This window comes from Streptomyces californicus (assembly GCF_000717645.1).
In the GTDB taxonomy this organism is placed as follows: Bacteria; Actinomycetota; Actinomycetes; order Streptomycetales; family Streptomycetaceae; genus Streptomyces; species Streptomyces californicus.
The window spans coordinates 104,071-128,218 of sequence record NZ_JNZZ01000015.1; the positions used below are offsets into that span (position 1 = coordinate 104,071).

A 24,148-nucleotide genomic window follows, 5' to 3' on the forward strand; every position below is an offset into this window, starting at 1 on the left:
GCGCGCGGTCACAACCGGTGGCGCACGGAGGACCCCTGACGCTCCTTCACCACTTCGAGCCGGGCCGGGATCCGGCGGCGCAGGTCGGCGACGTGGCTGACGATGCCCACGCTGCGGTCCCGCTCCCGCAGGGAGTCCAGCACGTCGAGCACCTCGTCCAGCGTCTGGTCGTCCAGGCTGCCGAACCCCTCGTCGATGAAGAGGGTGTCCAGGCGTACGCCGCCGGCCTCCTCGGTCACCACGTCGGCGAGGCCCAGGGCGAGGGCCAGCGACGCGAAGAACGTCTCGCCGCCGGACAGGGTCGCGGTGTCGCGTTCGCCGCCGGTCCAGGCGTCGACCACGTGCAGCCCGAGCCCGGCGCGGCGACCGCCGGTGCGGGCGTCGGAATGGACCAGCGTGTAGCGGCCGGAGGACATCCGCCGCAGCCGGGCGGTGGCGGCGGCCGCCACCTGTTCGAGGCGGGCGGCCAGGACGTACGACTCCAGGCGCATCTTGCGTTCGTTGTCGGCGGAGGTGCCCGCCGCCAGCCCCGCGAGGCGGGCGATCCGCTCGTACTCCTGGCGCACCGGTCCCAGTCGGCGGACCTCGTCGGCGGCCTGTTCCGAGAGCCGGTCGAGTTCGGCGCACCGGTCCCGGGCCGCCGCGCGGGCCGAGGCGGCCTCCCGCAGCAGCCGTTCCGCCGTCTCGTGGACGCTCTCGGCCGCCTCGGGCCGGGCGGCCGGGCGCCCGGCGGCCTCGCGCGCGTCGCGTTCGGCGCGCCGGTCCGCGACCGCCGCCGCCTCCGCCTGCCAGGCGTCAAGGCGGTGCTGGAGCTCTCGCTGCCCGGCCGCGCCGAGGAGCGTCGCTGCGGCGGCCTCCGGGGTGTCGAACCCGGCCTTGAAGGCCGCGTCGGAGAGCCGGTCGTCGGCCTCCTTCCGGCGCCGCGCCGCCTCCTGCTCGGCGTGGACGGCCGTGGCGGCGTCGGCGAGGCGCGCCACGCGGCGGGTCAGCCGGTCCGCGCGCTCCGCGACGGACGCCGACGCGCCCCGGGCCGCCGCGATCCGCTCCGCCAGGCGGGCCTGTTCGGCGTCGAGGGCCTCGCGGGCGGCGGTACGGGCGGACATCCGGCCGTGCGCCTCCTGCCGCCGCTCCAGCCGCTCGGCGTGCTCCCGCTCGGCGGCGGCGAGCGCCTCGCGTGCCGGGTTCGTCGCGGCGGCGAGGCGGTGGGCCTCGGCGTGCTCGTCGGCCAACCGGTCGGCCCGGGACTGGAGTTCGGCCACGGCGAAGGATGTGTGGCCGTCGTCCCCACGGGCTTCCGTCTCGGCCGCCGCGTGCCGTTCGCGTACCCGTCCGAGCTGCTGTTCCGCGTGGGCGCGGGCTTCCTCGGCCGACCGCTGAGCGGCGAGCGCCCGCTCCTCCGTGGCCCGGTCGACATGGCCGTCGCCGGGGCTGGCGGGGGCCGGGTGCTCGGCCGAGCCGCAGACCGTGCAGGGCTCGCCCGCGACGAGACCGGAGGCCAGCTCGGCCGCGATGCCCCGCAGTCGGCGCTCCCGCAGGTCCAGCCAGGACTTCCGGGCGTCCAGCTCCTGTTCGCGGGCGCCGGTCAGCCGGTCCTCCGCCTGCCGTACGTCGGCGGCGAGCGCGTCACGGCGGTGTGCCGCGTCCAGACGGCGGCGGGCCGGGGCGAGGAGTCCGGCGAGCTGCTCGGCGCGGGTGGCGGCCTCCTGCGAGGCGTCGACGCGCTCCTTGAGGGCCGTACGGGTGGTGTCCCAGTCGGCGAGCCACGCGTCCGCGTCGCGGATCAGCTCGTCGTCGGCCCGGGCCTCCCGGTTCAGGCGAAGGCGCTCCCCGTCGATTTCGGCGCTGCGCTCCTCGGCCTCCCGTGCCGCGTCGAGGGCGTACAGCTCCTGCTGGAACGTCCGTTCCAGCTCGGCCAGCCGGTCGGCGCCCGCGTCACGCAGCTCCGGGGACAGCAGCGACCGGGCCCGGTCGAGACCGTCGCTCGCGGCCCGGTACGCCCGCTCGGCCTCCTCGCGCAGCTCCAGCGCCGGGGCGACCCGGTCGGCCCTGCGGGCGCGCTCCAGCCGCTCCTGGCAGGCGTCGTGTTCGCCCCGCCGCTCCTCCAGGGCCTCGGCACGCCGCAGTGTCTCCGCGTACCGCTGCTGGAGCCGGGCCAGTTCGCGTTCGGCCTCCAGCGCGCGGCGGGCGGCCCGTTGGCGCTCCTCGGCCGCCGCCAGCGCCGCGTGGGCGGTGTCCAGCCGTTCGCGGGCGGTGGAGCGGGCGATCGCGGCCCACGCCAACACGGCTTCGGCGAGGCCCGGTTCGCCGGGCCGGGCGGTGACCGGCGCGGCCTCGACGCCGGCGGGCCCGGCCGCCTGGGCGGTGCGCTGGGCGAGGGCGAGGACGCGTTCGTCGGCGGCGGTGACCTTGGCCTCGGCGCCCCGGCGCAGTTCGGCGAGGCGCTCCTCGACGGCGGCGAAGCGGCGGGTGTCGAAGAGCCGGCCGAGGAGCCGGCCGCGCGCCTCGGCGTCCGCGCGCAGGAAGCGCGCGAAGTCGCCCTGCGGCAACAGCACGACCTGGCAGAACTGGTCGCGGCTCATGCCGATGAGCTGGGTCAGCTCCTCGCCGATCTCCTGGTGCGACTTGCTGAGGGCGTGCCAGCCGCGCTCGGGGTCGTATCCGCGCAGCCGGCTCTGCGCCTTCTCCATGGTGAAGCCCTCGCCCCGCTTCTTGGGGCGCGGCTGGGAGGGGCTCCGGGTGACTTCCAGGCGGCGGCCGCCGACGGTGAGTTCGAGCTGGACCTCGGTCGGCAGGCCGGGGGGCGCGTGGTCGCTGCGCAGGGACGCGCCGGGGCTCTGGCGGGCGCCGGGGACCGTTCCGTAGAGGGCGAAGCAGACGGCGTCCAGGACGGAGGTCTTGCCCGCGCCGGTGGGCCCGTGGAGGAGGAAGAGGCCGGCGGAGGAGAGGGCGTCGAAGTCGACTTCCTGGGTGGCGCCGAACGGGCCGAAGGCCGTGATGCTCAGGCGGTGCAGTCTCACCGGGACACCTCGCGCACGGTCCCGTCCACCCGTACGTCGTCGAACGCGGCGCGCAGCACGGTGCGTTCGAGGTCGTTCGGGCCGCTGCCGCCGCGGACGTGGGCGACGAAGTCCTCGGCGATCTGGTGGTCGTCGCGGCCCTTCAGCCGCTGGGCGTAGGTGGCGCCGGGGTCGTCCGGCGGCCGCTCGGGGTCGAAGACGAGGCTGAGGGTGTGGGGGAAGCGCCGGGTGAGCCGGGCCATCGGGTCGGCGGGGCGCACGGGGTCGGTGAGGGTCGCCTCGACCCAGGCGTGCTCGTGGCGGTCCAGGGCGGGGTCCTCCAGCAGCGTGTCGAGACGGCCGCGGAGGCGGGCAAGGGGGCGCTCCACGGGGCAGTCGATCCGCTCCTCGGCGGCGATGTCCCCGTCGCCGTCGAGGTCGATCAGCCACATCGTCTTGCGGTGGTCTGCCTCGGAGAAGGAGTACGCGAGCGGGGAGCCGGAGTAGCGGACCCGGGCGGTGACCCGCTGGGAGCCGTGCAGATGTCCCAGGGCCGCGTAGTCGACGCCGTCGAAGACCCCGGCGGGGACGGCGGCGACCCCGCCGACGGTGATGTCGCGTTCGCTGTCGCTGGGCTCGCCGCCCGCCACGAAGGCGTGGGCGAGGACGACGGAGCGGGTCCCGGCGGGACGGGTGGCGAGGTCGGCGCGGACCCGGTCCATGGCGGCGGTGAGGACCGCCTCGTGGCCGGCCTTCGCGGCCCCCAGGGCGTCCTTGACCAGGGCCGGTTCCAGGTAGGGCAGCCCGTAGAACGCCACGTCCCCGTGGTCGTCGGCGAGGACGACCGGGGTGGCGCAGTTCTCGGGGTCGGTCCGCAGATGGATGCCGGCCCGTTCGAAGAGGCCCGCGCCGACGCCGAGCCGGCGGGCCGAGTCGTGGTTGCCGGAGATCATGACGGTGGGCACGCCTTCGGCGGCGAGCCGGTGCAGCGCCCGGTCGAACAGCTCGACGGCGGTGAGCGGCGGGACGGCCCGGTCGTAGACGTCGCCGGCGACGAGGACCGCGTCCACCTCGCGCTCCCGGACGGTCGCCACGAGGTGGTCGAGGTAGGCGGACTGGGCGTCGAGCAGGGGGACGCGGTGGAAGGACCGGCCCAGATGCCAGTCCGAGGTGTGCAGGAGCCTCATGTGACCACTCCGCCGGTTGTGGCCTGCATCGTCACTCGTCCTCCACCCCGTGGGCCGCGCACCGGCGGCCCGTGATGCCGCCCGGCAGCGACCACGCTAACGCCGTCGGCCCGTCGGACCCGCATCGGTCATGGGTCCCGCGGGCGTGGGATTGCCCTCATCCCGGTCGTCCGCTCCCCCGCGCACGGGCCGGGGCCGTGGAGCCGCCGTCCCCCTCACGCGCTCACATCGCCGTACGCCTCGCCGCCCAGTTCCAGGACGGCGGTCCCGGCGGTGGCGTCGGCCAGCCACCCGGTGAACGCCTCGACGTCGGCGTCGGGCAGGCCCAGCTCGATGGTGACGGCCTCGGCGTAGCGCACCTCGCGCACGTCCCGCCCGGTGGCCCGCAGATCGTTCTCCAGCTTTCCGGCGCGCTGGTGGTCGATCCGGACCGTGGCGAGCCGGAAGCGCTGCCGGGTGAGGGTGCCGAGCGCGTCGAGCGCCTCGCCGACCACGCCCCCGTACGCCCGGATCAGCCCGCCGGCCCCGAGTTTGACCCCGCCGTAGTAGCGGGTGACGACCGCCGCGACGTACCGCACCTCGCGCCGCATCAGCATCTGGAGCATGGGGACGCCCGCGGTGCCGCCGGGTTCGCCGTCGTCGCTCGCCTTCTGCACGGAGGCGTCGGCGCCGATCACGTACGCGTAGCAGTTGTGGGTGGCGGTCGGGTGCTCCTTGCGGACGCGGGCGACGAACTCCTGCGCCTCCTCCTCGGTGGCGGCGGGGGCGAGGGAGCACAGGAAACGGGATCGGTTGATCTCGCTCTCGTGCACACCCGCGCGGGCGACGGTCCGGTACTGCTCCTGCATCCGTCCACCCTATGCGCCGCCGCGCGGCCGGGCCCCGGCGGGAATGATCGGGCGGGCCCCGCCGGTTGTCCGGACATGACGACAGAGGGCACGGACACGAACAGCACGCACGCGGACCCCGCGACGATCCGGCGGATCCTACGGGAGACGGGCGACACCTGGGCGGTGGTGGGCCTCTCCGGCAACCGCTCCCGGGCGGCCTACGGCGTGGCGGAGGTCCTGCGACGGTTCGGGAAGCGGGTGGTGCCCGTGCACCCGAAGGCCGAGAGCGTGCACGGCGAGCAGGGGTACGCCTCGCTCGCCGACATCCCCTTCCCGGTCGACGTGGTGGACGTGTTCGTCAACAGCGAGCTGGCCGGCGCCGTCGCGGACGAGGCGGTGGCGGTGGGCGCGAAGGCGGTCTGGTTCCAGCTCGGCGTCGTGGACCCGGACGCCTTCGCGCGGACCCGCGCGGCCGGCCTGGACATGATCATGGACCGGTGCCCCGCCATCGAGATCCCCCGGCTCGACGGGGCGGTCTGAGGGGACACCCGCCGGGCCGGCCGGGCAGAGCCGGTCGGCGTGGGCCACCCGCCGGGCCGGTCGGGCGGTCAGGTGCCGGGCGGCGGACCGTGCCGTACGCAGGAGGGGCCGTCCGGGTGTGCGGCGGGGGCCGGGGTGGGCAGAATCCCCGCCGTGGACGACGTACGTGAAGCGCCCGACCGCACCGCCGGCGCCGACCCGTCCGGCACGGCGGGGGCGCTGAGCGGGCTGGGCGTCCGGCCCGGGGACGTGCTCCTGGTGCACGCCTCGCTGCGGTCGCTGGGCCCGGTGGCCGGCGGGGCGCGGGGGGTGCTGGCCGCGCTGCGCCGGGCGGTGGGGCCGGAGGGCACGGTCGTGGTGCCCTCCTTCACCCCGGAGAACTCCGACACCTCCCCGCACTACCGCGCCCGGGTGCGGGGCCTGGACGCCGCCGCCGTGGAGGCCGTACGCGCCGCGATGGATCCGTACGATCCGGCGCTGACGCCCGCGCCGTCGATGGGCGTGCTGGCCGAGACCGTGCGGACGGCGCCGGGGGCCGGGCGCAGCGCGCATCCGCAGACCTCGTTCGCCGCGCTCGGCCCCCGGGCGCACCGGCTGCTCGCCGGGCACCGCCCCGACTGCCACCTCGGGGAGGACTCGCCGCTGGCCCGCCTGTACGAGGCGGACGCCAAGATCCTGCTGCTCGGCACCGGGTACGGCACGTGCACGGCGTTCCACCTGGGCGAGTACCGGGTGCCGGCCCCCCCGCGCGGGAACTACCGGTGCGTGGTCGCGCCGCACGGGGTGCGCCGCTGGTGGGAGTACGAGGACGTCGCCCTGGACGACGGGGACTTCCCGGCCCTGGGCGCGGCCTTCGAGGAGGCCGCGGGCACAGGCGACGTGGCGACGGGGCGGGTGGGCGCGGCGGAGTGCAGGCTGCTGCGGCTGCGGGCGGCCGTCGACTTCGCCGCGCTCTGGCTCACCGGGCGCCGGCCCCGGTGCGACGGCTGAGCGGGCGCACCCGGGGGAACCGCGTGCGGGACCGGGAGGATCAAGCGTTCCCGGGGGCGGATCGGCGCACGGGCGGGATGGCGACCGTCATCGTGAACGCGGTCGGTTCGTCGCCCTCGTTGCGGTAGCCGTGCGGTACGTGCGCCTCGAAGGCGGCCGAGGTCCCGGCGGGGACCGGATGCGTACGTCCGTCGACGAGGAGCGTCAGCTCGCCCCCGGTCACGTGGAGGAGTTCGACGGTGCCCTCGGGGTGCGGGTCGGAGGTGGTGCCCTCCCCCGGCATCAGCCGGCAGGTCCACAGTTCGAGCGGGCCGCGGGCCTCCGCGCCGACCAGCAGGGTGGTGGAGCTGCCCGCCTCGGTGGACCACATGCGGACGGCCCGGCTCTCCGGGACCAGCCGGACCTGGGCGCCCTGCTCGTGGTCGAGGAGGGTGGTGATGCTGACGCCGAGGGCGTCGGCCAGCTTCACCGTGGTGCCGACGCTCGGGTTCGTCCGTGCCTGCTCGATCTGGATGATCATCCCCCGGCTGACCCCGGCGCGGGCGGCGAGGGCGTCGAGGGTGAAGCCGCGCTCACCGCGCCAGCGTTTGAGGTTGCGGGCCAGCGACTGGGTGAGCTGGTCGAGGTCGGACACGTACCCTCCCTGCGGTGGATGGCGGAGTGGGGGCACCCGGGCGCGGGTGCGCGGGGCCCGGATGCGGACGCCCGCGGCCAGTGCCGGGCGCGAGTGGCTGAGTCGCGTACGGCGCATGCCGGGGTCAAGAATATTGCACCGCCGGTCGGGGAACGCCCGCGTCCACCAGCCCGTACCTCCGGCGTGCGGGTGCTCCGGGCGGTCCTACGGGGTGTTCCGCGCCTCGTCGGCTTCGCCGAGGGCGAGCAGTTGTTCGGGCGTGACGCCCTCGGGTATCGGCACGGGCGCGGGCGTCCGCAGGGGCGGCTGCCACCCCTTCTCCGCGTCCCAGCTGCGTACGACGCGGGCGGGCGCCCCGGCGACCACCGCGTGGTCGGGGACCTCGCCCCGGACGACCGCGCCCGCCGCGACCACCACGTTCCGGCCGAGGCGGGCCCCGGGCAGGATCACCGCGCCGGTCCCTATCCAGCAGCCGGGGCCGATCGACACCGGTTCCATCCGGGGCCACTGCTTGCCCACGGGCTCGTGCGGGTCGTCGTAGCTGTGGTTCGTCGAGGTGATGTAGACGTACGGGCCGCAGTACGTGTCCGAGCCGATGGTGACCGTCGTGTCCGCTATCACGTGGCTGCCGCGCCCCAGGACCACCCCGTCGCCCAGGGTGAGGACGGTGTCGGCGCCCAGGTCCAGGTCCGGCATCATTCCGGCGGTGAGCGTGACCTGCTCGCCGATGACGCAGTGCGCGCCCAGCTCGATCCAGGGCTCCCCGAACACGGTTCCCTGCGGGAAGGCGAGCCGGGTGCCGGGGCCGATCGCGCCGAACCGCAGCCGGCCGGGGTGCTCGGCGGTGACCGCGCCCGCTCGCTGCGCCCAGGACCAGCCGCGGTGGACCGCGCGGGAGGCGGCGCGGCGCGGGAGGCGGGCGAGGAAGGAGAACGTGTTTCGGTTGGTCGGCACGCGCTCACGGTAGTCGGCGGCGCGGTGGGCGATCCGTGCGATGACCTGTGATGTTCGCCCCACTGCGCGACGGCCCCGGGGAGCGGTCCCCTACCGTGTGAGTCGGCACCACACCGGCGCGAAGGAGCAGGCGATGGCGGAGCAGGCGTTGATCACGGGCATCGGCGGCAAGGAGCCGGACGTCGACGCGGACGCGTTCACGGCCCCCACCTCCGTGGTGATCGGCGAGGTCACGCTCGCGGCGGGCTCCAGCGTCTGGTACCAGGCGGTGCTGCGCGCCGACTGCGGCCCCATTTCGATCGGCGCGGACAGCAATGTCCAGGACAACTGCAGCGTGCACACCGACCCGGGGTTCCCGCTGTCCGTGGGAGCACGCGTCTCGGTGGGCCACAACGCGGTGCTGCACGGCTGTGTCATCGAGGACGACGTGCTGGTCGGCATGGGCGCCACGGTGCTGAACGGGGCGCACATCGGCGCGGGTTCGCTGGTCGCGGCGCAGGCGCTCGTACCGCAGGGGATGCGCGTGCCGCCGGGGTCGCTCGTCGCCGGTGTGCCCGCGAAGGTGAAGCGGCCGCTGACCCCCGAGGAGCTGGAGGGCATCCGCTTCAACGCGGCGGGGTACGTGGAGCTGGCCAAGGCCCACCGCGAGGCCCACGGGGGCTGAGCCGCGCGGAGTCGAGGCTCGGCGCGGGGCGGGGCGGGCGGGGGCCAGGGGGTCCGAGGCGCGCGCAGAAGCTCATGGCGCGCCGGGGCCGAGGGGTGGCGGGCGCCTGTTCTCCGCGACCGGGCCCTCGCCGTACGCGACCGGGCCGCCGCCCCTCCCTTTCTCGGGAGGGGCGGCGGCCCGGTGCGGTGGCGTACGGCGTCGGGTCAGCTGTTGGGGCGCAGGGTCCACACGACGGTCATCTCCCCCGTGACCGCCCCGTCGGCCCGCCGGATCTCGATGGCGACGGGGAATTCCGGCCGCTCGCCGGCGTCCAGCTCGGCGACGACGTCCGCGATGGGGCGGCCGAGGGTCGCGGTCGCGGTGACCTCGCCCTTGGCGAGCTTCTTGTAGCCGATCTCGGCCTTCACGGCGAGCGGCACGGCACGCGTCATCTGGTCGCCGAAGGCGGCGATGACGATCGCGCCGCTGGCGGACTCGGCGAGCGTGAACATCGCTCCGGCGTGGGGCCCGCCGAGGTGGTTGTGGTAGTCCGCCTGGTCGGGCAGCCGGACGACGGCCCGCTCCGGGGTGGTCTCCAGGAATTCGAGGTTCAGGGTCCGGGCCATCGGAACGGTCGCGACGAGCATCTCGCCCACGGTCATCTGTTCAGCGCTCATGCCGGAATGTTACTCACCAGTAGAACCGTTTGGCCATCCCCTTGTGACGGCACCGGTACAGGGCGGCCGTAGAAGTGGGCACACAGCCCATCTATGGTTACTGGCCATGTGGCCAGGAACGCAGCCGCCCGGGGGCGAGCAGAACCCGCAGGACCAGAACCAGAACCCGTACCAGCAGCCGGGGTACCAGCAGCCGAACCCCTATCAGCAACCGGGGTATCCGCAGCAGGGCCATAACGGGCAGCCGACGGAGCCGGGCTACGGCTATCCGCAGGGCCCGCCGCCCGGCGGGCAGCCGGGATACCAGCAGCCCAACCCCTACCAGCAGCCGACGGCGCCGCAGTACGCCGTCCCGGGTCCGCCCGGCGGGCCGAAGCCCGGCGACGACAAGAAGAAGACCACCATCACGGCGATCATCGCGGCGACCGCCGTCGTGATCACGGCGGGCGTAACCGGCTTCCTGGTGCTCGGCAAGGACGACGACGGCGGCAAGACCGTCGCCGACGACAAGAAGTCCGCGTCGCCGAGCGCCAAGCCCACCGAATCGGCCACCGGCTCCGCGCCGGCGGAGAACCCGCGCGGCTCCGACAGCGACCCCAAGCCGCTCATTCCGGGCTGGAAGGTCGTCACCAACCCCAAGTGGGGCACGCAGTTCGACGTGCCCGGCGACTGGGAGGTCTCCAGCGCGGGGACGTTCGCCGGTTTCGAGGACGCCAAGAAGGAGGACGGGACGCCGGTCGCCGGCTTCTCCGCACCCGCCTACTACAAGAGCAAGTGGTGCGTCGACGACTCCGACGGTGACGGCCGCGAGGAGGAGAGCGAGCTCGCCGGCGTCGGTACGAAGGGCGCCCGGGGCGCCAAGAACAGCGACGAGGCCGCGACGGCCGAGGCCGGCAACTTCGTGTGGGCCGCCTACGCCCAGCTCGACCCGAAGTCCAAGGTCAAGGTCGGCAAGCCCAAGCCCTTCACCACCAAGTCGGGCCTCTCCGGCAGCGTCGTCGAGGCCACCGCCCTGGGACTGGCCAACAAGGGGAAGTGCGACACCGACGGGAAGTCGATCGCGTTCTCCTTCAAGAACTCCAAGGGTGACTTCTCCACCTGGGTCCTCTACGGCCCCACCGGCGTCAAGGAGGAGCTGCCGGACACCACCGTCCAGCAGATCCTGAGCACGGTCCGCCTCTCGGGCGAGCCCACCGGCTGAGCCTCCTCCCGTCCCCGACCCGCTCCGGACCGCCCGTCGGGAGCCTCAGCCGACGCTGAAGGCCCCGGCGGGCGGTTCGGGCGAGGCGACCGCGTCCGCGTCCGCCACCGGGCGGGCCGCGCCGGTGAACCGGGCGAGCGCCGGGCCGTGGGTGACCCGTGCGGGAAAGGCGTCCGCCGCGCAGCGCCGGACGAGCGGAGCCGTGTCGAGGGGCGCGTACGAGGCGAGCAGGACGACGTTGCCGAAGCGCCGTCCGCGCAGCACCGCGGGTTCCGCGATCAGCGCCAGTTCGGGGAAGACCCCGGCGAAGTTGGCCAGTTGGGAGCGGAGGAAGGCGAACGGCGCGCTGTCGGCCAGGTTGGCCGCGTAGACCCCGTCCTCGCGCAGCGCCCGGCCGGCGGCCCGCGCGTACTCGACGGAGGTGAGGTGCGCCGGCACCCGGGACCCGCCGAAGACGTCCGCGACCAGCAGGTCCACGGAGGCGGGGGCCGCCGCCTCCAGCCGCTCCCGGGCGTCGGCCGCGTGGAGGGTGATCCCGCTCCCGGCGGGCAGCGGCAACCGCTCGCCCACCAGCCGCAGCAGCTCCCGGTCGGCGTCCACGACGTCCTGCCGCGATCCGGGGCGCGTCGCGGCCACGTACCGGGGCAGGGTCAGCGCCCCGCCGCCCAGGTGCAGCACGTCCAGCGGCGCGCCGGGCTCCCCCGCGCCGTCCACGACGTGGGCGAGCCGCCGCACGTACTCGAACTCCAGGTGGTGCGGGTCGTCGAGGTCGACGTAGGACTGGGGCGCGTCGTCGACCGTGAGCAGCCAGGCCCGGTCGCGGTCCACGTCGGGCAGCAGCCGGGCGGTGCCGCAGTCGACCTCGCGGATGACGGGTATCGGCTCGTTCACCCTTCCATTGTCCCCTCGCCCGCACTGCGGCCCGCCACCCCTGACCGGGATGACGGGCCGCGGTGGACGTCAGAGCAGCGCGGTGACCGTGCCCGCGCCGACCGTCCGGCCGCCCTCGCGGATCGCGAAGCCGAGGCCGGACTCCAGCGGCACGTCCCGGCCGAGCTCCACGGTCATGGTGACCGTGTCGCCCGGGCGCGCGACGGCCGCCTCGCCGAGGTCGACGTCGCCGACGACGTCCGCCGTACGGATGTAGAACTGCGGCCGGTAGCCGGTGGCGACCGGGGTGGTGCGGCCGCCCTCCTTCGCCGACAGCACGTACACCTGAGCGGTGAACCGGCGGCTCGGCGTGACGCTGCCGGGCGCGGCCACGACATGGCCGCGTCGGACGCGGTCGCGCTCCACGCCGCGCAGCAGCAGCGCGACGTTGTCCCCGGCCTCGGCGGACTCCATCGGCTTGCCGAAGGTCTCCAGACCGGTGACAACCGTCTCGACGTCCGCGCCCAGCACCTGGACCCGGTCCCCGACGCGGACGGTGCCGCGCTCGACGGCGCCGGTGACTACGGTGCCCCGGCCGGTGATGGTCAGGACGTTCTCGACGGAGAGCAGGAACGGGGCGTCGGTGTAGCGCACCGGCATCGGTACGTACGTGTCGACGGCGTCCAGCAGCCCCTCGATCGCCGCCGTCCAGCGCGGGTCGCCCTCCAGCGCCTTGAGCCCGGAGACCCGGACCACGGGGACAGAGTCACCGCCGTACCCGTGCGCGGAGAGCAGGTCGCGGACCTCCAGCTCGACCAGGTCGGTCAGCTCGGGGTCGCCCGCGTCGGCCTTGTTGAGCGCGACCACGATGTGGTCGACGCCCACCTGACGGGCCAGCAGGACGTGCTCGGCGGTCTGCGGCATGATCCCGTCGAGCGCGGAGACGACGAGGATCGCCCCGTCGAGCTGCGCCGCTCCCGTGACCATGTTCTTGATGTAGTCGGCGTGACCGGGCATGTCGACGTGGGCGTAGTGGCGGGTGTCGGTCTCGTACTCGACGTGCGCGATGTTGATGGTGATGCCGCGCTGGGCCTCCTCGGGGGCCCGGTCGATCCGGTCGAAGGACACGTAGGAGGTGGAACCGCCGCCGCGCTCGCTGAGGACCTTGGTGATGGCGGCGGTGAGGGTGGTCTTGCCGTGGTCGACGTGGCCCATGGTGCCGATGTTGAGGTGCGGCTTGGTGCGCACGTATGCCGTCTTGGACATGGCTGGTTCCTTCGGAGAACGCGAAGCTGAGAAGAGAGGTGGACCCCGGGGCTCCGCCGACCCTCCCCTTGCGGGGTCCGCCGGACTGTCGGAGGAGGGTCAGCTTCGGGCGCCGCCGATGGGCGCCGCGGCAGCGGTGCACGCCGCTGCGACGCCTGCTGCCGCGAGTGCCGCCGTCGCGGCGACCGCTGCGGACGCGGCCGGGGCGAGGGCCACGGCGACCGCGTCGTTCCCGGCAGCCTTCGGCGCGTCCGCGACTGCGGACGGCGCTGCGAGGAAGGCGTACCGGAACATGCCCCTGATCATGGCCGAGGACGGTGAGCGCGTCGAATGCTTTTCCCGGCCCCTTCCCTCGTCGCGGAAGACCCCGGGCCTCAGAGGTACTTGAGCCTCGCGTGCGGATTCAGAGGTTCTTGAGCGCCTCGCGCGCGGAGAGCGGCGACAGGCGGTCCCGGGCCCCCTCGACGAAGTCGCGTACGGCGGCGGGGTCGGTCTTGGCGTACTCGCGCAGGGCCCAGCCGATCGCCTTGCGGACGAAGAAGTCGGGGTGGTCCGCCCGGCGCAGGCAGTAGCCGAACAGCCGGTCGGCGTCGGTGGCCTCCTTGTAGCGCAGTTGGTGCAGCAGGGCGGTTCTGGCCGCCCAGAGGCTGGGGTCGTCGATCCACCGGTCCATCGCGCGGACCATCGCCGGGTCGGCGGCCACCAGGGGGCCCGCGACATGCGCGGCGAGCACGTCGACCGTGTCCCACCAGGGGACGGTGGTGACCAGGTGGTGCAGGACGGGCAGGAAGCCGGAGGTGCAGCGGTTCGCGTACCGGCGGAGGTAGTCGGCGGCGAAGTACTGGTACTCCCGCTCCGGCAGCCGCCAGCAGCGCAGCGCGACCGCCGCGCAGTCGCGTTCGTCCGGCCGCCCGAGACCCGCCAGGACGGTCCGCGACAGGGCACGGCGCTCCGGGGTGGGGATCCCGAGGAAGGGCGCGACGTGCTTCATGTACGCGGCGGCGCCCTGCGCCCGTACGGGGTCGGCGGCCGGGGCGTACGCCGCGACGAGCCGCGTGAGGACGGCGTCGGCGAGCGGGCTCCCGGGCGGGGCGGGGACGGCTGGTGCTGGGCTCACGCGACGCACATTACGGCGATCACACGCCCTTTTCGGTTACTCTCCCCGAATGTTCGACCCCGTACCCACCGCCCGGTCCGCCGCCGGCCCGGCCGAGCGCCTCTCCCGGGTGCTCCTGTCGCCGTGGTCCCGGTTCTCGCTGCTCGTGGTCGTCCTTCTCGGGGCCGCGTCGACGATGCTGCTGTTCGAGCCGCAGAGACTGCTCGCGTCGGGCTGGCCGGCGCAGTTGACCGGCGGCACGGCCGCGATGCTCTTCGGGCTCGCGTACGGGGCGCTGACGGTGGCGTTCGTACCGCGTCCGCTGCTCAACATCGCGGCGGGCGCGCTGTTCGGCGCGCAGACGGGTCTGGCGGCGGCGCTGGCGGGCACGGTGCTGGGCGCGGGCGTGTCGTTCATGCTGGGCCGGGTGCTGGGCCAAGACGCGCTGCGGACCCTGTTGCGGGGGAAGCTGCTGACCGCGGCCGACGGGGTGCTGAGCCGGCACGGTTTCCGGTCGGTCCTGGCGCTGCGGCTCTTCCCCGGGGTCCCGTTCGCCGCCGCCAACTACTGCGCGGCGACCTCCCGGATGGGTGCTCCGCCGTTCCTCCTGGCCACCGGGCTCGGGTCGATCCCGAACACGGCGGCGTACGTGATAGCCGGCAGCGAGGCCGCGTCGCCGACCTCGCCCGTGTTCCTCGCCGCGATGGGCTTCATCGTCCTCTCCGCCCTGGGCGGGGCGCTGGTGGCCTGGCGCAAGCGGCACCGGCTGGGCCGGGACACGCCGAGGGACTGACCGCGCGGCGGCACATGGACGACCGGTTCAGTCAGCCTGCCGTTCACCTTCGGGCGCTACGCTTCCCGCGACCTCGAAGCCTTGATCCTTGACCGCACTCCGCACTCCGCACCCGGCCGCCGGGCCCCGTCGCCCGTCACCGATGCACGATCACCTCCGGGATGGCCCAAACCCCATGAGCTGGTTCGAATCATTCGTCCTGGGACTTGTCCAGGGACTCACCGAGTTCCTGCCGATCTCCTCCAGCGCGCACCTGCGGCTGACGGCCGCGTTCGCCGGCTGGCACGACCCGGGGGCGGCGTTCACCGCGATCACGCAGATCGGCACCGAGGCGGCGGTGCTCATCTACTTCCGCAAGGACATCGCGCGCATCCTGTCGGCCTGGTTCCGCTCCCTGACGGACCGTGCGATGCGCGGCGACCACGACGCCCAGATGGGCTGGCTGGTCATCGTCGGCTCGATCCCCATCGGCGTGCTCGGCCTGACGCTCAAGGACCAGATCGAGGGCCCGTTCCGCGATCTGCGGCTGATCGCGACGACGCTGATCGTCATGGGCGTCGTGCTCGGCGTCGCGGACCGGCTGGCCGCACGGGACGAGGCGGGCGGCAGGCACCGGGTGGTGAAGGAACGCAAGACGCTCAAGGACCTGGGGGTCAAGGACGGCCTGATCTACGGTTTCTGCCAGGCGATGGCGCTGATCCCCGGGGTCTCCCGCTCGGGCGCGACGATCAGCGGCGGCCTGCTGATGGGCTACACCCGCGAGTCGGCGGCCCGCTACTCGTTCCTGCTGGCGATCCCCGCGGTGCTCGCCTCGGGCGCCTACGAACTCAAGGACGTGGGCGAGGGCCACGTCTCCTGGGGCCCGACGATCTTCGCGACGCTGGTGGCCTTCTTCGTCGGATACGCCGTCATCGCCTGGTTCATGAAGTTCATCACCACCAAGAGCTTCATGCCCTTCGTGATCTACCGGATCGTGCTGGGCATCCTGCTGTTCGCGCTGATCGGCATGGGCGTGCTGAGCCCGCACGCGGGCGAGTCCGCGGGGTAGGACGGGAGAAGGAGGAAGGCGTCGCGGGGCCGATCGGCTCCTCCGTCTCCCGGATGTCTCCCAGCAGGCACGGCGGCGGGGCGCACCGTCCGACAGGTCGTGCGCCCGCTGCCGTCGAACGGCGACCGCGCCCCGTCCTCGCACGAGGACGGGGCGCGGTCGCGTTCGGTCAGGCGGCCTTGTCCTCCCACGGCCAGCTCGCGTCACGGCCCGACTCCAGCAGCGGGATCATCCGGAACGCCTGGTCGCCGAGCCCGCCGAACGTGTGCCGGTGGGCACGACCGGACGGGGCGTGCCCGGTCCGGTAGCCGGCGAGGTTCCAGGTGTACATCGGGGTCGAGGCCGGGATCGCTTCGGTCACCTCGCGGCCGTCGTGGGCGGCCTGCTCGTCGGTGACGACGACCACCCGGTCGTGCCCCCTGTACTCCTCGCGGAGCGCGGCGGCGGTGTCGGTACCGCCGCCGAGGAACCAGCCGCCCTCCTTCCATTTCCGGACGTCGCCGAGGAGCGACCCGCCACGGGTGAGGGGGAACGCCTTCGTCTTCGCGCCGGGCCGGTCGGAGGTGTAGTAGCGGGCGGAGGAGAACGAGACCACGTCCGCGTGGGCGCACCGGGAGCCGACCGCGAGCCCGAAGAGCGCGGCCGCGTCCCAGCGCATGAGCGAGCCGTCCCGGGAGAACGAGGCGTTCATGGAGCTGGACGTGTCGACGAGGACCAGCGTGCGCCCGCCGAGCCGGGGGACGTTGGCGAGGGACGCGGTGAGCGCCTTGTCCAGCGCGTGGCCCCAGCGCAGGGACGGGGCGGCGTTGAACGCGGAGTAGAACCGCATGGGCAACTGCCGGGACCTGGCGACCTGCTCGGGGTCGGCGAGCTTCCGGGCGACGGTGTCGGCGGCCTCGTCGGACACTCCCGCCTCGTCGAAGTTCCGCAGGTTGCGGAGCAGCGCCATGTAGCCCATCGACGGGATGACGGCCTCCCAGGCGGCGGCGTCCATCGGACCCTGGAGCCAGCCGGCCAGCGGCTCCCACGTCATGCCGGCCCGCTGGAGGAGGTCGCGGTGGTCGGCGAGCGCGTCCCTGCGCCGGTCGACGGGGGTACGCATGAGCTGCTCGCGTGCGCGCAGCGTGGACAGCCGGGCGGGTATCTCCTCGTCGCGCTTCTTCCTGCGGTCGAGTGCGTGCTTGAACAGGTCGCCCTGCCACGGTTTGCCGGCGGCGGGCGACGGGTGAACGAGGTTGAGGACGTCGCCGAACCGGTAGCCCTTGGAGTCGGTGTCGTACGTGAGGAGGGACCGTTCGCTGTACAGGCGCCGCACGGCGTCGGCGAGACCGCGCTTCACCGGTTTCGGTAGCGTCCGCCCGTACTTCGACGTCCAGTAGCCGAGGAACTCCCCCGGCTCGTCGGCGCGCTGGAGCACGGATTCGACGGCCTGCCGGGAGCAGCCGGCCAGGCCGGCATCGAGGCGGGCCTTCGTGAACTCGGCGGCCCCGACGAGAGACGCGGTGCGCATGTTCGCGTCGGTACGGAGCCACCGCAGGAACCGGGCGCACCAGTCGGGGTCGGTGACGGCCACCTCGCGGATGAGCCGGGTGTACCGGTCGTCACGTTCCCCGCCCTTCTCGTAGAAGGTGTCGGTGCCGACGAGGTGGGAGACGGCGAGGAGGAACAGTTCGGACTCGGTGTCACGGAGAAACCCGGCACCGCCCTGGTGGTTGGTGGTGCGCTTCCCGCTCGTGGTGACCGGCGAGGCGGCGGGCCGCGCGTTGCGCTGATTGAAGCGAGACATGGCTGAAGCCCCTCACAGGGAGGGAAGGTCCAGCAGAGGGGTGCCCGAGATCAAAGTCGGTCCGGGTGACAAGACGCTCTACCGATTGAGCTACCGGCGCCGGACGCCGGACGGGACTCGAACCCGCAACCATCCCATTGACAGTGGAAGTAACCCGGTCCTGCGCACCGGGCACCCCCGATGCTGTGCCTCCCGAGATCAAGAACGGACCACGGCGATTTCACTCGAAGAAGTAGCCGTAGACCTGCGCACCGGGAGGTGCGTGATGTTGTGCCGTCACTGTAGAACCCGAACGGCTGACGGGGCCACGGCATTTCCGGGCCGCGCCGGTGTCTCCTGGCCCGGGGCCGGTCCGGGGTCCGGTGCCAGGGGCGATAACGCCCCGCCCGGGAGCAGCCGGGCGGGGCGATCCAGCAGCGCAGCAGCCAGCAGCGCGGATAGATGGTTCCCACCGTACGGCGGGGGTCTGACAACGCCCGGGGGTCAGGGCAGCGACGGTGTCAGGCCGGTGGCGGAGAGGACCGCCTCCACCGTCTCGGCGACGGTCAGGTCCGCGTTGTCGATCCAGGTGCCCGCGTCGGCGAGTTCGGCGCGCATCACCGTGTCCAGCGGGGACCAGTCCGTCGTCAGCCTCTTGTCCCGGGCCAGGTTGCGCTCCATGGCCTTCGCCGCTCCCGGGGCCAGGATCACGGGGTGCAGCGGTCCCTCGGTGAACCTGGCCCGGTAGAAGTCCAGGTGGGCCCGGCGTACGACGACGTCGTCGATGACGGGGAGGAAGCCCGCGGTGACGAAACTGCCCGCGAGCAGGCAGGCGTTGCGGGCCCGGAGGAAGATCTGCCGGTCCGCCTCCTCGTCCCGCTCGGGCGAGGGCCACCGGCCGCCGGAGACGATGAGCTGCTGGAGGGCGTCCACCTCGATGTGGGCCGCGGCGGCGAACCGGGCGGCGAGGGCGGCGGCCACCGTGCTCTTGCCGCTGCCGGGGACGCCCATCAGCAGGACCGCGCCCGCCGCCGGCTCCCCGGTGTCCACCGGTACTTCCGCCCAGGCCATCGCCGCACTCCCTCGTTCAGTACACGTCACGCACGTATCGGCGGTCCGAGGCTAGCTGCTTCACCTGCGCGGCGGCGGCGTCGGGTTCGAGTCCGCCGTGGGCGACGGCGATGTCGCGCAGTGCCCGGTCCACGTCCTTGGCCATGCGGGAGGCGTCGCCGCAGACGTAGAGGTGGGCGCCGTCGCGGAGCCAGGACCAGAGCTGCGCCCCGTGCTCGCGCATCCGGTCCTGTACGTAGACCTTGGCGCGCTGGTCGCGGGAGAAGGCGGTGTCCAGCCGGGTGAGGGTCCCCGTGCGGTGCAGGGCGTCGAGTTCGTCGCGGAAGTAGAAGTCCGTGGCGCGGTGCTGCTCGCCGAAGAAGAGCCAGTTGGCTCCGGAGTGGCCGAGCGCCCGCCGTTCCTCCAGGAAGCCCAGGAACGGGGCGACACCGGTCCCGGGGCCGATCATGATCACCGGCACGGCCGGATCGGCGGGCGGGCCGAAGCGGTCGTTGCGCTGGACGAACACGGGCAGCGGACTGCCGGGGGCGGCGTCAGCCAGGTATGTGGAGGCCACGCCCTTGCGGATCTGCCCGAGGCGGTTCCCGTAGCGGATCACGGAGACGGTCAGGCGCACCCGGTGGGGGTCGGCGAGCGGGCTGGAGGCGATGGAGTAGAGCCGGGGGCGCAGCGGGCCCAGCGCTTCGGCCCAGGTGGCGGCCGTGGCCCGGACCGGGTGCTCGGCGAGGACGTCGACGGCCTGCCGCCCCCACGCCCACCGGTCCCGCTCGCCCTTGTTGTCGGGGCGCAGCAGCTTCCTGAGCGTGCGGTCCCCGGTCCGCTCCGCGACCAGGCGGAGCAGGTCCGGAGTGATCCGGGTGATGTCGAGGTGGCGGTGCAGCGCCTCGTCGAGCGCGACCGTTCCGTGGCCGGGGACGTCCACCTCGGCCGCCGCGTCGAGTCCGGTGACGGCGAGCCATTCGGCAACCAGACCGGGGCAGTTGAGCGGCTGTACGCCGAGGGCGTCCCCGGCCGTGTACGTCAGGGGGGCGTCGGAGTGCCGGGTGTCGATCGTGAAGGCGCGGACCTCCTTGGACGCTCCGGGGAGACTCAGCAGGCGGTTTCCGGTCAGGCGGGCAGTGACGGGTGCGGCCCTGGAGGGGCGGGAGGGCCGCTTCTCGGCCAGAGGCGGCAGAGGCGGCGGTGGCGCCAGAGCCGTCGCGGTGCTCGCCTCCGGCGTGGCTTCCGGGGCCGCGGCTCCTTCCGGTGTCGTCGCCTCCAGGGCCGCCCGGACCTCCTTGAGCCACTGCTCGAAGGGCTGCTCGTACTCCGGTTCGCAGTCGGTGCGCGGGACCAGCCGCTCCGCGCCCAGTTCGCCGAAGCGTTCGTCCAGGCGGCGGCCGTGGCCGCAGAAGTCGTCGTACGTGGAGTCGCCGAGCGCGAGCACGGCGTAGCGGACGCCTTCCAGGCGCGGGGAGTCGGGGGCGTTCAGCGACTTCCAGAACCCGGATCCGTTGTCCGGGGCGTCGCCGTCGCCGAAGGTACTGGTGACGACGAGCAGGTCGGCCTGGCTCGGTAGCGTCCCGGGCGGGCCGTCGTCCATGCCGAGGAGCGTGGTGCGGTACCCCTCGGCGGCCAGTGTCCGGGCGGCCGTCGCGGCGACCTCCTCCGCGTTGCCGGTCTGCGAGGCCCACAGCACGACGACCGGGCGGCCGCCCGGCTTCTCCGGGGCGCTTTCCGGTGGCGCGGGCGCGGTCCCGGGGCCCGAGGGCTCCGGGAGGCGGGAGTGGGCGCCGGCCAGCATTCCGTTGACCCACAGGGCGTGGTCCGGGGCGAAGGGGGCTCCGGCCGGAAGTACCGGGGTGCCCGCCGGGCGGGCGCCGAGGCCCGCCAGGAACCCGGCCAGATAGCGGCGTTCCGGGTCGGTCAGGACCGGCGGGGCGGTCTCCGGCAGCCCCAGGGCGTCCGCCAGTCCGGTCAGGCCCGCGGGCACTGCCCGGTCCGCCGGTCCGGTGAGGCCCGCCGACTCCGTCCGGCCCGCGAGCCCCGTCGGGCCCGCTGTCCCCGCGCGTCCCGTGCGTCCCGTCGGGCCCGTCGCCCCCGGGTGCCCCGCCGATCCCACAAGGCCCGCCGCCCCCGCAAGCCCCGCCGGTCCGACAAGGCCCGCCGCCCCCGTGTGGCACGCGGGCCCCGTCCGGTCCGTCGTGGCGGGAGCCGGGCGCACCACCGGGGCCGCGACCTTCGTCAGCCGTACCGCGCACGCCTTCAGCTCCGGCTGGAAGGAGATCGGGTCGACCGCGTCGTTGGTCACGGCGTTCACCGCGAGGTACTCGCCGAACAGGTCGTTCCAGTGGAACGGGGCGAAGCACTCCCCCGCCCGCACCCGGTCCGTGATCCGCGCCGGGAGCACCGCGCGGCCCCGCCGTGAGGCGGCCTCGACCCCGTCGCCCTCCGTGAGGCCGAGCGCGGCCGCGTCGTCCGGGTGGACCTCGATGAACGGGCCGGGGTCGAGCCGGTTCAGCTTGCCGATCTTCGCGGTCTTGGTGAGCGTGTGCCACTGGTGCTGGAGCCGCCCGGTGTTGAGGAGGTACGGAAAGTCCTCGTCTGGCATCTCGGCCGGCGGCAGCTGCGGCCGGGCATGGAAGACCGCCCGGCCGCCGGGCAGCGGGAAGGCGAGCCTCGGCACGCTTCCGTCGGGGCGTACGGTCAGCTCCTGGCTGACGCCGTCGTTGCGGTAGCGCACGGGGTTGCGGGCGGGGCCCCCGGCGTCGGCGGCGGGCCACTGAACGGGGGTCGCGCGCAGCCGCTCGTACGTGACTCCGCGCAGGTCGTAGCCGGTGCGCGGGTTCCAGGCCCGGGTGATCTCCGCGAAGACCTCCTCGGCGCTCGTGTAGGCGAAGGCGTCCTCGTACCCCATGGCGCGCGCGACCTCCGCGATGATCCGCCAGTCCGGCCACGCCTCGCCGGGCGGGTCGACGGCGCGGCGGGACAGGGTGAGGGTGCGTTCGGAGTTGACCATCACGCCCTCCGACTCGGCCCAGAGCGCGGCGGGCAGCACGATGTCGGCGTGCGCGTTGGTCTCGGTTTCCGCGAACACGTCCTGGGTGACGACGAGTTCGGCCGCTTCGAGCCCCGCGACGACGGTACGGCGGTTGGCGACGGAGGCGACCGGGTTGGTGCAGATGATCCAGCACGCCTTGATCGCGCCGTCGGCCATGCGCCGGAACATGTCCACGGTCCCGCCGCCGGAGCCGTCGGTTCGCAGGGTGCCGGGTTCGATCCCCCACAGCTCCTCGGTGAAGGCGCGGTCCTCGTCGTCGAGGAGCGACCGCTGGCCGGGCAGTCCGGGACCCATGTAGCCCATCTCGCGGCCGCCCATGGCGTTGGGCTGGCCGGTGAGCGAGAACGGGCCGCTGCCGGGGCGGCAGATCGCCCCGGTCGCCAGGTGGAGGTTGATCAGCGCGTTGGTGTTCCAGGTGCCGTGGGTGGACTGGTTGAGCCCCATCGTCCAGCAGCTCGTCCACGCGCCCGCCTCGCCGATCCAGCGGGCCGCCTGCCGGATGTCGTCCTCCGGGATGCCGGTGGTCTCCGCGACCGCGGCGGGCGGGTAGTCGCGGAGGAAGGCGGGCATCCGCTCCCAGCCCTCGGTGTGCTCGGCGATGAACTCCGGGTCGGTGTGCCCGTTCTCGACGAGGAGGTGCAGCAGTCCGTTGAGCAGGGCCAGGTCGGTGCCGGGCCGGATCCGCAGGTACAGATCGGCCTTGTCGGCGGTGGCGTTGCGCCGGGGGTCGACGACGATGAGCTTCGCGCCCGCCTTCACGCGTTCCATCATCCGCAGGAAGAGGACAGGGTGGCAGTCGGCCATGTTGGCGCCGGTGACGAGGAAGACGTCGGCGTGGGCGAAGTCGTCGTACGAGCCGGGAGGGCCGTCCGCGCCGAGGGACAGCTTGTAGCCGCTGCCCGCGCTCGCCATGCAGAGACGGGAGTTGGACTCGACGGCGGTGGTCCGGATGAAGCCCTTGGCCAGCTTGTTGGCGAGGTACTGCGCCTCCAGCGACATCTGCCCGGAGACGTAGAGGGCGATCGCGTCCGGGCCGTGGGCGTCCAGCACGGACCGCAGCCGGCGCGCGGTCTCGGCGATGGCGTCGTCCCGGCCGAGCGGGACGGGCCGCTCGCCGCGCTCGGGGCGGGCCAGGGCGGTGGTCAGCCGGCCGGGGGCGGCGAGGAGGTCGGCGCCGGTCGCCCCCTTGGTGCAGAGCCGGCCGGCGTTGGACGGGTGGTCCTTGTCGCCCGACGCCTTGACGACGGTGCGGCGGCCGTCGGGTCCGGTGGCGACGTCGAGGACGATCCCGCAGCCGACGCCGCAGTACGAGCAGACCGTACGCACCCTGTCGGCGGTGCCGGCGTCCGGCGGCGGGGTCGTCGGCGCGGTCATGGCGGCCCTCCGGGGGCGGGCGTTCCCGAAGGAGCGCGGGTCGGGCGGCGGTCGCTCCCGAACCTAGGAAGGGCCCGTTACCCGGGGATGACACCGGGCGGGCGGCGGCTGTTACGTCGGCTGCACACCGGCCGGAAGCCCCTGGTGAGGCCCGGGAGAGCGGTGGCGTCCGGGGAGCGTCCGGCGGACCAGGGGTCGGGCCGGGACAGCGGTGGTGTCCGCGAAGTATCCGGCGGATCGGGGATCGGGCCCGGTCGGCGCGCCGGGCCAGGGAGCGGGCCCGGTCGGGGTCCGCCGGACACGCCCGGGGCTTCTCCGTCGCGTACCGGGATGTCTGCGGGAACCCCCCGCCCGCGCCGGCCGACTACTGGAGGGACGGCAGACAGCTCCTGGCCCGTGAGGAGACCGCACGGCATGCACTGGTACGAGGACGACGCGCTCTGGTCCGATTTCGCCCCGACGATGTTCCCGCCCGCGCGGGCCGAGTCGGCGGCCGCCCTGGTCGACGGCTCGCCGCTGCTGGACTTCCCGCCCGGTACGAGAGTGCTGGACCTGTGCTGCGGGCCGGGGCTCTTCGTGGTGCCGCTGGCCGCCCGGGGGTACGAGGTGACGGGCGTCGACCTGTCCCCCTCGATGCTGGAGAGGGCCCGCGCCGCCTGCGACGCGGCGGGGGCGAAGGCCCGGCTGGAACGCGCCGACATGCTCACGTACCGGGAGCCGGAAGCCTTCGACGTGGTGCTGAACGTCTTCACCTCCTTCGGCTACTTCGAGGCCGCCGAGGACAACCTCCGGGTGCTGCGCAACGCCCGCGAGAGCCTCGCGCCGGGCGGCAGGCTCCTGGTGGACGTGATGGGCAAGGAGGTGCTGGCGGGCTGGATCGGCCGGCCCAAGGCGGTCGATCTGCCGGACGGCTCCTACGTCGTCCAGCGCGACACCGTCCTCGACAGCTGGCGGCGGCTGCGCACGGACTGGACGCTGGTGCGCGGCACGACGGCGCGGACGGCGTCCATCACCTCCTGGCTCTACTCGGCGGCCGAACTGCACGCCCTGTTCGAAGAGGCGGGCTTCACCGACGTGGAGTGCTTCGGCGGGTTCGACGCCTCCGGGTACGACCAGGACTCGGACCGGCTCGTCGTCCGGGGGCGACGCCCGTGAGGGCCGGGACGGGCC

The 24,148-nt window shown here is 74.1% G+C and carries 20 protein-coding genes and 1 tRNA gene; 7 read left to right on the forward strand and 14 right to left on the reverse strand.

Annotation, left to right across the window (positions count from 1 at the left end):
* Positions 1-8 precede the first annotated feature (8 nt).
* From IF19_RS0120150 to IF19_RS0120160, 3 genes are all read right to left on the reverse strand, one after another.
* On the reverse strand, positions 9-3,017 hold the full coding sequence (locus tag IF19_RS0120150) for an AAA family ATPase (RefSeq protein ID WP_030276591.1): 3,009 nt from the start codon (positions 3,015-3,017) through the stop codon (positions 9-11).
* Positions 3,014-4,183: an exonuclease SbcCD subunit D gene (locus IF19_RS0120155; RefSeq protein WP_030118924.1), complete on the reverse strand. Its 1,170-nt coding sequence runs from the start codon at positions 4,181-4,183 to the stop codon at positions 3,014-3,016. Before IF19_RS0120155 ends, IF19_RS0120150 begins: the two co-directional genes overlap by 4 nt.
* A gap of 215 nt (positions 4,184-4,398) precedes the next feature.
* Entirely contained in the window at positions 4,399-5,031 is a 633-nt protein-coding gene (locus IF19_RS0120160) for a YigZ family protein (protein ID WP_030118925.1), read from the reverse strand.
* A gap of 75 nt (positions 5,032-5,106) precedes the next feature.
* On the opposite strand from IF19_RS0120160, the gene IF19_RS0120165 reads away from it, so the two are divergent.
* Together IF19_RS0120165 and IF19_RS0120170 are read left to right on the forward strand one after the other, a co-directional pair.
* On the forward strand, positions 5,107-5,553 hold the full coding sequence (locus tag IF19_RS0120165; RefSeq protein ID WP_030118926.1) for a CoA-binding protein: 447 nt from the start codon (positions 5,107-5,109) through the stop codon (positions 5,551-5,553).
* A 153-nt stretch (positions 5,554-5,706) separates the two neighbouring features.
* Positions 5,707-6,543, forward strand: coding sequence for an AAC(3) family N-acetyltransferase (locus IF19_RS0120170; RefSeq protein ID WP_030120971.1), 837 nt, complete (start codon positions 5,707-5,709; stop codon positions 6,541-6,543).
* 40 nt (positions 6,544-6,583) lie between these two features.
* On the opposite strand, the gene IF19_RS0120175 is transcribed toward IF19_RS0120170, so the two are convergent.
* Entirely contained in the window at positions 6,584-7,177 is a 594-nt protein-coding gene (locus tag IF19_RS0120175; protein WP_030118928.1) for a helix-turn-helix domain-containing protein, read from the reverse strand.
* A 204-nt stretch (positions 7,178-7,381) separates the two neighbouring features.
* Positions 7,382-8,131, reverse strand: coding sequence for an acyltransferase (locus tag IF19_RS0120180; RefSeq protein ID WP_030118929.1), 750 nt, complete (start codon positions 8,129-8,131; stop codon positions 7,382-7,384).
* 133 nt (positions 8,132-8,264) lie between these two features.
* Here IF19_RS0120180 and IF19_RS0120185 point away from each other — a divergent pair, with 133 nt between their 5' ends.
* A complete protein-coding gene (locus IF19_RS0120185; RefSeq protein ID WP_030118930.1) occupies positions 8,265-8,795 on the forward strand; it encodes a gamma carbonic anhydrase family protein in 531 nt (176 codons plus the stop codon).
* Between the two features lie 206 nt (positions 8,796-9,001).
* On the opposite strand, the gene IF19_RS0120190 is transcribed toward IF19_RS0120185, so the two are convergent.
* Positions 9,002-9,439, reverse strand: a complete 438-nt coding sequence (locus tag IF19_RS0120190) for a DUF4442 domain-containing protein (RefSeq protein WP_030118931.1) — start codon at positions 9,437-9,439, stop codon at positions 9,002-9,004.
* A gap of 121 nt (positions 9,440-9,560) precedes the next feature.
* Here IF19_RS0120190 and IF19_RS0120195 point away from each other — a divergent pair, with 121 nt between their 5' ends.
* On the forward strand, positions 9,561-10,655 hold the full coding sequence (locus IF19_RS0120195; RefSeq protein ID WP_030118932.1) for a DUF8017 domain-containing protein: 1,095 nt from the start codon (positions 9,561-9,563) through the stop codon (positions 10,653-10,655).
* Between the two features lie 45 nt (positions 10,656-10,700).
* Here the strand turns inward: IF19_RS0120195 and IF19_RS0120200 are convergent, their stop codons facing one another.
* From IF19_RS0120200 to IF19_RS0120215, 4 genes are all read right to left on the reverse strand, one after another.
* Positions 10,701-11,546 carry a spermidine synthase gene (locus tag IF19_RS0120200; protein WP_030276592.1) on the reverse strand — a complete coding sequence of 282 codons (846 nt, stop codon included), beginning with the start codon at positions 11,544-11,546 and terminating at the stop codon, positions 10,701-10,703.
* A 69-nt stretch (positions 11,547-11,615) separates the two neighbouring features.
* Positions 11,616-12,791, reverse strand: coding sequence for an elongation factor Tu (tuf, locus tag IF19_RS0120205; RefSeq protein WP_030118935.1), 1,176 nt, complete (start codon positions 12,789-12,791; stop codon positions 11,616-11,618).
* Positions 12,792-12,890: 99 nt separating this feature from the next.
* A complete protein-coding gene (locus tag IF19_RS1000000136300) occupies positions 12,891-13,085 on the reverse strand; it encodes a hypothetical protein (protein WP_107047596.1) in 195 nt (64 codons plus the stop codon).
* Between the two features lie 109 nt (positions 13,086-13,194).
* On the reverse strand, positions 13,195-13,917 hold the full coding sequence (locus tag IF19_RS0120215) for a DNA alkylation repair protein (RefSeq protein WP_381359869.1): 723 nt from the start codon (positions 13,915-13,917) through the stop codon (positions 13,195-13,197).
* A gap of 40 nt (positions 13,918-13,957) precedes the next feature.
* Between IF19_RS0120215 and IF19_RS0120220 the strand changes: the two genes are divergently transcribed.
* Both IF19_RS0120220 and IF19_RS0120225 read left to right on the forward strand, forming a co-directional pair.
* Positions 13,958-14,680 (forward strand): TVP38/TMEM64 family protein, encoded by a 723-nt coding sequence (locus IF19_RS0120220; protein ID WP_030118938.1) that lies wholly within the window; start codon positions 13,958-13,960, stop codon positions 14,678-14,680.
* Positions 14,681-14,855: 175 nt separating this feature from the next.
* On the forward strand, positions 14,856-15,728 hold the full coding sequence (locus IF19_RS0120225) for an undecaprenyl-diphosphate phosphatase (RefSeq protein ID WP_030118939.1): 873 nt from the start codon (positions 14,856-14,858) through the stop codon (positions 15,726-15,728).
* A 169-nt stretch (positions 15,729-15,897) separates the two neighbouring features.
* Here the strand turns inward: IF19_RS0120225 and IF19_RS0120230 are convergent, their stop codons facing one another.
* The 4 genes from IF19_RS0120230 to IF19_RS1000000138330 form a co-directional block, all read right to left on the reverse strand.
* Positions 15,898-17,514, reverse strand: coding sequence for a TROVE domain-containing protein (locus IF19_RS0120230; protein ID WP_030118940.1), 1,617 nt, complete (start codon positions 17,512-17,514; stop codon positions 15,898-15,900).
* Positions 17,515-17,614: 100 nt separating this feature from the next.
* Positions 17,615-17,691 (reverse strand) — tRNA-Ser (locus IF19_RS1000000137735).
* Positions 17,692-17,997: 306 nt separating this feature from the next.
* Complete coding sequence (locus IF19_RS0120235) at positions 17,998-18,564, reverse strand: AAA family ATPase (protein WP_030118941.1); 567 nt, start codon at positions 18,562-18,564, stop codon at positions 17,998-18,000.
* A gap of 16 nt (positions 18,565-18,580) precedes the next feature.
* On the reverse strand, positions 18,581-22,978 hold the full coding sequence (locus IF19_RS1000000138330; protein ID WP_030276594.1) for a bifunctional nitrate reductase/sulfite reductase flavoprotein subunit alpha: 4,398 nt from the start codon (positions 22,976-22,978) through the stop codon (positions 18,581-18,583).
* 414 nt (positions 22,979-23,392) lie between these two features.
* Between IF19_RS1000000138330 and IF19_RS0120245 the strand changes: the two genes are divergently transcribed.
* Positions 23,393-24,133 (forward strand): class I SAM-dependent methyltransferase, encoded by a 741-nt coding sequence (locus tag IF19_RS0120245; protein ID WP_030119366.1) that lies wholly within the window; start codon positions 23,393-23,395, stop codon positions 24,131-24,133.
* Positions 24,134-24,148 lie beyond the last annotated feature (15 nt).